Here is a 5435-nt window from a genome sequence, read left to right as displayed (position 1 = left end):
CGAATACCGGCCGATTCACCGGCCTCTGCGTTTTACCTCCCAGTGTCCAAGCGGGGTAAGCCACTGCCTGATCGGGACAAGACTAATGTCGCCAGGCTGTCCGAAGCTCAGAGAAGGACGTTCCTGGGCGAAGCCGCAAGACGGGTCAAAGTAGAAGCGAGCGAGCGTAAGGGAAAATGGCTGCGCTCCCTGGATTGCGTTCACCTATCCGGCCGCCGTGTCAGACAGGAGATCTGGAGCAAACTTTCAGCCGTCGCCGAGCCGATGATGGCCCGCGTCGATATCGCCACAATGGTACTTGGCTGGATGGATAATGACGGCCAATTCCACCTCAATCTGCAGAATGGCCTCGCGGTAGACGCAGAGATCCATCAATGTTCTCTTTCGCGGATGCTAAAACTCCTGGAAAAGGCGTGCTACATCCGCCGTGAGCAGAAGCGGCTGTTTCATGATGGCAAGCGCTGGATTACCCGCACCATGATCATCCTGCGGACGCGTTTATTTATCGAGCTGGGTCTAGCTCACCAACTCAAGCAGGCTCGGGAGCGTAAGAAAGAAAAGCGCCGCCTAAAACTCAAAGAGATCCAGCGTCGGGAGCAACAAAAGGCGCTACAGCAAGCTGAGGCTGCCGTAGCCAAACAAGCGCGTCGTCGTGATTTCCAGACACGTGAGCGAATCAATAAGGAAAGGACTTTGAATGAGCAGCATCAGCAGGCAGGGCGTAATCAAGGCGCAAACATTGTAGAGTTCGCTAAGCAGCATCAACACCTTGGCCACTCAGAAATGCTGACACTCTGGAAAAGCCTGAACCAAGTTTAACCTTTCATATAACCTTAACCGCCTCTGGCGGTGCCTACGCTCGCCTTCTTTTTATTCCTCCCCTTTTCTCCTATCAAATCCCTTCAGAAACAGCTCAGAACGGCTTAACACAAAGCTAAACAAGTCCGCCGCATAGATATCCAGAAGTTCGGTAATGCTGTAGAGCTGGTATTACAAAAGATAACTGCAAAATTAGATGTGTAGTGGTACCAGCTACGCTTATAAAACAGAGCCTTTAGGCCATGCAGTACTTAACTCCGAACAGGACACCGCTTTTGTAATGATGCTTCCCCGACTTCGCGCCCAAAGGCGCGCGGGGTCCCCAAGCTCTCCCTGGAAAATAGAGCTGCCAGGATGTTCATGCGCCCTTCCAGTCGTTGTACAACGCCCTACCCTCTCAGTTTTTCTTAAAGCACACAGAGGCGTCGTTTCACTCCTTCACGGCGCTGCCTTTCGGCTTCGTCTCGCAAGCGAGCCGGGATAATCGGTAACGGAAGAGGCTGACGATTTCTCACTCGCTCCAAACGGAGTGGCTTGAAAGAAGAGCACAGCACTCAAAAGCACATCAAAGTAGGGATCGCATGTATGGGCGCGCAGGGGGGCCTTGGAAAGGGGGACCTTTGCAGGGTTTTGCAGGGTTTTGTTGAGGCTGAAAACGCCGCGCAGGCCGCGCCGCGGGCCGTACAGAGGCCTGTGTAGAGGTGCAGAAAAAGCGACCTATTTAGCCCGCAGGCGTCGCGGGGGGACAACTGCGCGCGCCGGGTGCTGAAGGTATAAATTTTTCTCTTTCGGAATCTTTTGCCGCATGTCCTTACTCTGTCGCTGGCTCAGATCGTACAGAGGAAGAGAAATAGGCTGCATGCATATAATAAACATATGAAATACATCCAAAATAATACTGATATATGTATTTCATACGTATAAAATATGTATTGCATATGCATTTAGTATTGATATGATCCGTACCGCATACATAACCAGATGCCACGGGAGGCGTCATGATCGTTCTCATAGGCAATACGAAAGGCGGTACCGGCAAGAGCACCACTTCCGTTCAGCTCGCAGTTGCACGAGCTAATCAGGGTAAGAATGTTTGGCTGGTCGATGGAGATCCGCAGAACAGTTCCGGCCAGGCCATTACGCTTCGTTTGATGGATGGAGTAAAACCAGCTGTTGCTGCATCTCATTACCCAAAGGGCGATGACTTCTACGTACAGGTTGAGCATCAATCTAAACTTTATGATGACGTGATCCTGGACTGTGGTGGTTTCGATAGCGAATCGTTGCGTTCAGCCTTGGCCTTGGCCGATGTACTGGTGGTCCCATTCCAGCCTCGCGCCTTTGATACCTGGGCACTTAGCAAAATGGCTTCTCTTATAGATGAAGCACAACGCGCCCGCTCACGAGCCAAGATTCAACCTCTCCGTGTACATGCCATGCTTTCTATGGCTGACCCTGGTGTGAATGCATCTGACAACCTCGAGGCGGAGAGGGTGCTTGAGCATTACCCGCAGCTTCCTTTCTTAGATGCATCACTTGGCGATCGGAAAGCATTTGCTGTGGCATCAAGCCGTGGACTGAGCGTCGATGAGCTTGAACGTAAAGATCAAAAAGCCAGCTTTGAACTTAAGCGTTTGGTGCGTCATATCTTTGGAGATGTTGAATGAAAAAGAGGGTATCGATGCTTCCCCCTGGAATGGCTCCAGCTTCACCTACCGAGAAGCCAGATAACCAAGCCATAAAGCAGTTCATCCAGGGTGCTCCAGACAGCGGTAAACCAGTCGAGACAGAAGCGCCTAAAAAGAAGAAGAAAAGGGAGCCGGTAACGATGCTTTACCCGTCTGATCTGCTTGAGCGTGTAGATGACTTCGTTCGAAACGACGAGGTTTTGAACACCAGAACAGCGTTTGTGATGCAAGCTATTCGGAATGAGCTCAAGCGGCTACAGGAGTGAGCCGCTTGTTTTAAAGCTCAGCTTAGCCACCTGATGTGCATATTAAATACATATAATATACGTATGAAATAATTATAAAATACATGTTCTGTTAGTATGGAATAGGTAAATCATACGTATAACGTAAATATTTTATATGCATTTAGCTTTCGTGCTACAAATTCCGGACTTTTCTGGGATAGAGGCTGGCAACCTAGAAATGGGCTGGAACTCCTTTCCTAATCAACGCTTTTCAGCTTGTCTGTCAGTTAGTGGCGAGGCTCATGCTACAAATACCGGACTTTCTGATTTTCATAGCGAGTAGAGGAGGGCAGGTAGCTTCCTTAGTGCTACAAATTCTGGACTTTTGCTCTTAAAAAGACTCAAAAAATCAGTGTTCTTGATCTGTTTTTTTATCTTGTTTTTTAACTTGTTTATAGGGATGGCTGCAGCCCTTTAGCCATGCGGCTTCCAGCGAAGCGAGTGCTACAAATGCCGGACTTTGCGCTACAAATTCCGGACTCTCTGCTACAAAAAACGGACGTTATCCACATTCGAGCTACAAATTCCGGACATGTAGCAGATAGGCTTTTGATTGGATACACTCGGCCTTTCATTCCCGGCATGTGACTCATTATGACGGACCTGATGATCGATGAGGCCGACCACTGGGTAGTAAAGGGTAACGCTCTGTTGGAGGCGGCATACAAAATGACGCTCCAGGAGAAGCGCTTGCTTTTGCTAGCCATCTCCAAGATTGACTCTCGCAAGCCAATCCCTGAGCCGATCCGCATCTATGCGCATGAGTTCGCTCAGGCATACAACCTGCCGGGAAAGTGGGCCTATGAGGCCATCAAGGAAGCGACAGAAAGCCTATACCACTGCACCATCAAGATTCCTGAAGTAGCAAACAGCCCCGAAGACGAATATCGCTGGATTTGGCGTAAGAGCACGACCAAATACGACGGCTTCGTTGAGCTGTATTTCACGCCTGTTGTCGCACCCTACCTATCTGAGCTGACAGGCGATTTCACGCGCTACAAGCTAATGCGCGTGGCTAACTTGACCTCAGTCCATAGCGTACGGCTGTTCGAGATGTTCATGCGCTACGAGGTCGAGGGGTTCGGCTATTGGATCGTCAAACTGGACGACTTCCGAGAGCGCCTTGGCCTGGGTAAAGCTTATGAGCGTATGAGCAATCTGCGAACGCGTGTGTTGGATCCAGCAAAGAACGAACTACCCGAGAAGGCCAACATGGTGATGGACTACGAGATCATCAAAAAGGGCAGGGTGCCGGATCGGTTGAGGTTTACGTTTTACTCAACGACAGACGCTGAAGCGCTGCCCATATCCTCCGATCGAGGATAGAAGAGACCATGCTAATAGTTCGCTTAAAAAACGGTGTTACCTTAAGTTTTGAGCGATCTATCGGCAGGCGGGAAAGCATGAGATCTGGGAGTTTCATCGTGCGGCTAACTCTTACATGCGGCCGCCGAACTACACGCCTTTTCGACATGCCGCAATACTTCCGTCAGACCCCAGTGCTAACCAGACTGTAAGCGTAGCAGTCTGTGCTCCAGGCATGCCTGAGTCAGACTGGATTCCAGTAGGGGAGGGGACCGCTACACATGAGGAATGGTAGCGGCGTTATTCGCATAACACCCAATATGTAAAGGCCCCCGATCAGAGGCTTCTACTTCTACAAAATAAAAAGCTGGTCGTCTGACTGCATTAGCGCGGCAGCCTCCCGTTTGAATCGGGACACTGTACTGGTCGAGCAACTCAGGAGATCCGCCGTTTTACGGACGGAGAAACCCTTAGCCAAACACTCCTGAATCCTACGCCGTTGCTCCTGGTCGGTTTGCCTTCCCCGGTATAGGCCAGTGCTCTTGGCTTTCTCGATGCCTTGTATTTGCCGCTCGCGCCGTGTGTCGTAGTCCTTCCGTGCAAACGTGGCCATGAACTCCAGAAACATCTGGCTGATCGCTTTAAGCATCCATTCCTGAATGCCGTCTTCGCCCGTAGGTTTGAGTACGGCATGCGTGATGGGCAGGTCGAGCGCGACGACCTGGAGGCCTACCGCTGCGATCTGGTTACGCAACTGCTCCCAGGCCGGTCTGGGGAGGCGGGTCAGACGGTCGACTGATTCGACCAAGAGCACATCACCAGGTGAAGCGTCAGCAAGTAGCCGCAGCAGCTCGGAGCGGTCCACTGTCGTGCCCGAGGCATTCTCTATATAGAAGGCAGCGATGCGGACACCTTGATCTGCTGCAAAGGATTGGAGCGTCTTTCGAGCCCGGTTGGCGTCTTGGTCGTCGGTGCTGGCTCGAAGGTAGGCGCGGATGAACATTTAAGGCCTCGGGTGTAGTCGTTAGATGTAGCGAATTATAGGTGTAGTCGTATAAGTCCTTTTATCTATTTATCGCTACACCTGAAAGGCCTGTTTTGGGTGTAGTCGCTGGGGTATACCTTAATGATAACATCCAATTACGTCTGTAACCTGCCTTGAGGGAACCCCATAGCCAGCCTAACCACTTAGCTCTATCACGCGAATGTCTAGAATATTTGCTCCGCTAGTAGCCCTGAGGCTAAACCATGCTTTCTCAACGTCTCTCAGCAGCATCTTCTGTCCTGCAGAACAACCCCACCCACGCAGCTGATCACCGCACGGAAACCATGCAGG

General features: G+C 50.9%; 5 protein-coding genes. 4 read left to right on the top strand and 1 reads right to left on the bottom strand.

Going from position 1 to position 5435, the window contains the following annotated elements; translation table 11 throughout:
- The 4 genes from IEX86_RS24275 to IEX86_RS24260 all read left to right on the top strand — a co-directional run.
- The coding region (locus tag IEX86_RS24275) for a hypothetical protein (protein ID WP_188868720.1) at window positions 1-819 on the top strand (819 nt) is incomplete at its 5' end.
- 998 nt (window positions 820-1817) lie between these two features.
- Window positions 1818-2486 (top strand): AAA family ATPase, encoded by a 669-nt coding sequence (locus tag IEX86_RS24270; RefSeq protein ID WP_150348762.1) that lies wholly within the window; start codon window positions 1818-1820, stop codon window positions 2484-2486.
- Complete coding sequence (locus IEX86_RS24265; RefSeq protein ID WP_188868719.1) at window positions 2483-2773, top strand: hypothetical protein; 291 nt, start codon at window positions 2483-2485, stop codon at window positions 2771-2773. The genes IEX86_RS24270 and IEX86_RS24265 overlap by 4 nt, the downstream gene beginning before the upstream one ends.
- 615 nt (window positions 2774-3388) lie before the next feature.
- The gene (locus IEX86_RS24260) at window positions 3389-4120 is read left to right on the top strand and encodes a replication initiation protein (protein WP_188868718.1); all 732 of its coding nucleotides are present in this window, start codon (window positions 3389-3391) and stop codon (window positions 4118-4120) included.
- Between the two features lie 331 nt (window positions 4121-4451).
- Here IEX86_RS24260 and IEX86_RS24255 read toward each other — a convergent pair whose 3' ends face one another.
- Entirely contained in the window at window positions 4452-5102 is a 651-nt protein-coding gene (locus tag IEX86_RS24255; RefSeq protein ID WP_188868717.1) for a recombinase family protein, read from the bottom strand.
- Window positions 5103-5435 lie beyond the last annotated feature (333 nt).

This window comes from Pseudomonas asuensis (genome assembly GCF_014646755.1).
Taxonomy (GTDB): Bacteria; Pseudomonadota; Gammaproteobacteria; order Pseudomonadales; family Pseudomonadaceae; genus Chryseomonas; species Chryseomonas asuensis.
The sequence above is the reverse complement of the archived record's forward strand: the minus strand, read 5'-3'. Positions and strand labels throughout refer to the sequence as shown.

Coding starts and splice junctions, on each gene's coding strand:
- IEX86_RS24255 (WP_188868717.1), bottom strand. CDS start 5,102: ATGTTCATCCGCGCCTACCTTCGAGCCAGCACCGACGACCAAGACGCC.
- IEX86_RS24260 (WP_188868718.1), top strand. CDS start 3,389: ATGACGGACCTGATGATCGATGAGGCCGACCACTGGGTAGTAAAGGGT.
- IEX86_RS24265 (WP_188868719.1), top strand. CDS start 2,483: ATGAAAAAGAGGGTATCGATGCTTCCCCCTGGAATGGCTCCAGCTTCA.
- IEX86_RS24270 (WP_150348762.1), top strand. CDS start 1,818: ATGATCGTTCTCATAGGCAATACGAAAGGCGGTACCGGCAAGAGCACC.